The organism is Tardiphaga sp., assembly GCF_028290495.1.
GTDB lineage: Bacteria > Pseudomonadota > Alphaproteobacteria > Rhizobiales > Xanthobacteraceae > Tardiphaga.
Window position 1 is genome coordinate 1 of sequence record NZ_JAQGJT010000206.1, and the last position, 3,697, is coordinate 3,697.

The 3,697-nt window shown below is 65.7% G+C and carries 5 protein-coding genes and 1 pseudogene; 5 read left to right on the forward strand and 1 reads right to left on the reverse strand.

Annotated features, from left to right (window positions below; all coding sequences use genetic code 11):
• The 5 genes from ettA to JWQ24_RS28040 all read left to right on the forward strand — a co-directional run.
• Nucleotides 1–1,494: energy-dependent translational throttle protein EttA (ettA, locus tag JWQ24_RS28020; protein WP_299815723.1), on the forward strand; the 1,494-nt coding region annotated here is incomplete at its 5' end.
• Nucleotides 1,495–1,552: 58 nt separating this feature from the next.
• Nucleotides 1,553–2,029 (forward strand): thioesterase family protein, encoded by a 477-nt coding sequence (locus JWQ24_RS28025; RefSeq protein WP_299815726.1) that lies wholly within the window; start codon nucleotides 1,553–1,555, stop codon nucleotides 2,027–2,029.
• A 67-nt stretch (nucleotides 2,030–2,096) separates the two neighbouring features.
• On the forward strand, nucleotides 2,097–2,537 hold the full coding sequence (locus tag JWQ24_RS28030; protein WP_299815729.1) for an SRPBCC domain-containing protein: 441 nt from the start codon (nucleotides 2,097–2,099) through the stop codon (nucleotides 2,535–2,537).
• A gap of 3 nt (nucleotides 2,538–2,540) precedes the next feature.
• Nucleotides 2,541–2,858: a metalloregulator ArsR/SmtB family transcription factor gene (locus JWQ24_RS28035; RefSeq protein ID WP_299815732.1), complete on the forward strand. Its 318-nt coding sequence runs from the start codon at nucleotides 2,541–2,543 to the stop codon at nucleotides 2,856–2,858.
• Entirely contained in the window at nucleotides 2,855–3,307 is a 453-nt protein-coding gene (locus JWQ24_RS28040; RefSeq protein ID WP_299815735.1) for an SRPBCC domain-containing protein, read from the forward strand. The genes JWQ24_RS28035 and JWQ24_RS28040 overlap by 4 nt, the downstream gene beginning before the upstream one ends.
• Before the next feature lies 1 nt (nucleotide 3,308).
• Here the strand turns inward: JWQ24_RS28040 and JWQ24_RS28045 are convergent.
• Nucleotides 3,309–3,697: pseudogene (locus JWQ24_RS28045) on the reverse strand (acyl-CoA thioesterase domain-containing protein); the annotation flags it as partial.

Below are 3,697 nucleotides of genomic sequence, written 5' to 3' on the forward strand. Positions count from 1 at the left end.
CTGAGTCCCGGGTACTCCGTCGGCATTCTCATGCAGGAGCCCGAGCTCGACGAGTCCAAGACCGTGCTCGAGAACGTTCAGGAGGGCGTCGCCCCGATCAAGGCCAAGGTCGACCGCCACGCGGCGATCGGCCTCGAGATGGCCGAACCCGACGCCGACTTCGACGCGCTGCTCGCCGAGATGGGCACGCTGCAGGAAGAGATCGACGCCGCGGATGCTTGGGACCTCGATTCCCAGCTCGAGCAGGCCATGGATGCGCTTCGCACGCCGCCCGGCGACTACGCGGTAGCGAATCTCTCCGGTGGTGAGAAGCGCCGGGTGGCGCTGACCAAGCTTCTCCTCCAGAAGCCGGACCTCCTGCTTCTCGACGAGCCCACCAACCACCTCGACGCCGAGAGCGTTCTGTGGTTGGAGCAGCACCTGGCCAAGTACCCCGGCGCAGTGCTCGCCGTGACCCACGATCGATACTTCCTCGACCATGTCGCCGAGTGGATCGCCGAGGTCGATCGCGGTCACCTGTATCCCTACGAGGGCAACTACTCGACCTATCTCGAGAAGAAGCAGGAACGCCTCACCGTCCAGGGCAAGAAGGATGCGAAGCTCGCCAAGCGTCTCTCCTCGGAGCTCGAGTGGGTTCGCAGCAACGCGAAGGGCCGCCAGGTCAAGTCGAAGGCGCGCCTCGCGCGCTACGAGGAGATGGTCAACGAGGCGGAGAAGACCCGCAAGCTCGACTTCGAAGAGCTCGTGATTCCGGTCGGACCTCGCCTCGGATCACAGGTCATCGATGCGAAGAAGCTCGAGAAGGGCTTCGACGGCCGGGTTCTCATCGAGGGCCTGACGTTCACGCTTCCGCGAAACGGCATCGTCGGCGTGATTGGCCCGAACGGCGTCGGCAAGACCACGCTGTTCAAGACCATTACGGGCCTCGAGCCGCTCGACGGTGGTGACCTGAAGATCGGTGAGACGGTCGACATCTCGTATGTCGACCAGGATCGTGGCGGAATCGATCCGGCGAAGACGCTCTGGGAGGTCGTGTCCGACGGGCAGGACTACATCCAGGTCGGCAAGACCGAGATCCCGTCCCGCGGCTATGTTTCGCAGTTCGGATTCAAGGGTCCGGACCAGCAGAAGAAGGCGGGCGTGCTCTCCGGTGGTGAGCGCAACCGGCTGAACCTCGCGCTCACACTGAAGCAGGGCGGCAACCTCCTGCTCCTCGACGAGCCCACAAACGACCTGGATGTCGAAACCCTCGGCAGCCTCGAAAACGCGCTCCTCGAGTTCCCCGGCTGTGCGGTGGTCATCACTCACGATCGGTGGTTCCTCGACCGGATCGCCACCCACATCCTCGCCTACGAGGGCACAGAGGCCGCGCCCGGAAACTGGCACTGGTTCGAGGGCAACTTCGAGTCCTACGAGGAGAACAAGGTCGACCGTCTCGGGCCGGATGCGGCGAAGCCGCACCGTTCGGCCTATCGCAAGCTGACGCGGGACTGATCTCGATACGCGTGCTCCTTCGTCGCGCGCTACTCGATCACCGGAGAGGGAGAGTGCAATGAACCGGGTTCACGTTCAGATTCCGCTGCGCTGGTCGGACTTCGACGCGTACGCGCACGTCAACAACGCCGAGATGCTGCGGCTTCTCGAGGAGGCGCGCATTCAGGCGATGTGGCGCCCAGACGCCGGTGCTGACGACGACGTACCGACCGCGGTGATGGATGTCCGTCCCGGTGCTGCCACGCTCGCCCTGATCTCCCGCCAGGAGATCGAATATCTCGAGCCAATTCCTTACCTGCGCGCGCCCCTCGACATCGAGATGTGGGCGGGAGGCATCGGCGGCGCAAGCCTCGACGTCTGCTACGAGATCTATTCGCCGGTGGGAGTGAGCCCCCGCGTGCTGTACACACGGGCGGCGACCACGGTGGTGATGGTCTCGGCCGAGACGAATCGGCCCACACGGGTCCCGGCGGATCTTCGGGCCGCATGGACGCCGTACATCGGCACGCCCGTGGCGTTCCGAAAGCGGGCGTAGGGCCTTCCGCATTGGTAACCCTTCTGTTACCGTAACCGTACTGTTACGGATTTCGGATTGGAGCACCATGTTGGCTTTCGAGGCGTCATCCACGATTAATGCGACACCGAGTGCGGTGTGGGCGGTGCTGGTCGACGGGGCCGACTGGCCATCCTGGGATTCCGGTGTCGAAGCCGTCGACGGAACGATCGCCGAGGGCCACAAGATCCGAATCCGGTCGAAAGTGGCGCCCGGGCGCACGTTCCCTGTGAAGGTCACCACGCTTCGGGCGCCGAGCCAGCTGGTGTTCACGGGCGGGATGCCGCTCGGCCTCTTCACGGGAGAGCGCACCTACTCCGTGACCGAGGCGCCGACCGGAGGCGTCCTCGTGCACATGCGCGAACAGTACACCGGCCCGCTCGCGGGCTCGATCGGCAAGTCCATCCCCGACCTGAACCCGTCATTCCGTCAGTTCGTCGACGGGCTCAAGGCTCGCGTCGAATCGGGACACGCCGAATTGGGGCACTAGCGGATGCCCGAGGCGCAGGCCGGACCATTCGAAGCCCTCGGGGACGCCCACCGGCGTGACATCCTTCGCCTTCTGGGGGCTGGGGAGCGATCCGTGCAGCAGCTCGCGGACGCTTTGCCGATCAGTCGCCCGGCGGTTTCCCGCCACCTTCGGCTCCTGGGCGAGGCCGGACTCGTTACGAGCGAGCGTCACGGCACGCGCCAGGTGTACCAGCTCCGAAGCGAGGGTGTCGCAGCGGTACAGCGCTACCTCGAAACGGTATGGGGCGATGCGGCGACGCGTTTTCGCCTCTTCGCCGAAAACACCGGTGGGCACGAATGATCGATCCGATCGAGATCTCGTTCGAGGTGGAGTGCGGCGTGCGCCACGCCTTCGACACCTGGACGGCGCGCATCGGCGCGTGGTGGCCAGCCGACCACACCGCGCGGGGTGACCGAGAAGCCACCGTGATGCTCGAGCCCCGTCTTGGCGGTCGGATCTTCGAGCGCTCCAGCGACGGGGCCGAGATCGACTGGGGCGAGATCACCGCGTGGGATCCTCCGGCGGGTTTCGCGTACCTGTGGCATCTCCGCAGCACTCGGGAGGATGCCACGGACGTCGAAATCCGGTTCACCGCGGTTGGCCCCGACGCGACGCGCGTCGAGATCACGCACAGCGGATGGGATCGACTCGGCGCCGAAGGTCAGACCTGGCACGATCGAAACAACGGAGGCTGGGCGACGCTTCTCCCGCACTTCGTGGCCGCCGCGGAGATTTCCCCGGCGCGCTGAGCTAGCTTCGGGGGACGCGAATCATGCCCTCCTGGGCGACGCTCGCGAGCAGTCGGCCGTCACGGCTGAAGATGCGCCCGAGCGACAGGCCGCGTCCACCGATCGCGTTCGGTGACTCCTGGGCATACAGCAGCCACTCGTCGACGCGGCCAGGGCGGTGCCACCACATGGCATGGTCGAGGCTCGCGACACTCAAGCCCGGAGTCGCCCAGGCCAGGTTGTGGCGGCGCAGCACCGACTCGAGAATCGAATAATCGCTGAGGTAGGCGAGCGCGGCGCGATGAAGGCTCGGGTCATCCGGAAGTGTTCCTGTCGCCTTGATCCAGACGGACTGGTGAGCGACCCGTGCACCGTTCACCTCGAACCACACCGGCGACGGAACGTGGCGCA

Bases quoted from the DNA above. Each gene is read 5' to 3' on its own strand.
- JWQ24_RS28040 (WP_299815735.1), top strand. From the start codon at position 2,855: ATGATCGATCCGATCGAGATCTCGTTCGAGGTGGAGTGCGGCGTGCGC.
- JWQ24_RS28035 (WP_299815732.1), top strand. From the start codon at position 2,541: ATGCCCGAGGCGCAGGCCGGACCATTCGAAGCCCTCGGGGACGCCCAC.
- JWQ24_RS28030 (WP_299815729.1), top strand. From the start codon at position 2,097: ATGTTGGCTTTCGAGGCGTCATCCACGATTAATGCGACACCGAGTGCG.
- JWQ24_RS28025 (WP_299815726.1), top strand. From the start codon at position 1,553: ATGAACCGGGTTCACGTTCAGATTCCGCTGCGCTGGTCGGACTTCGAC.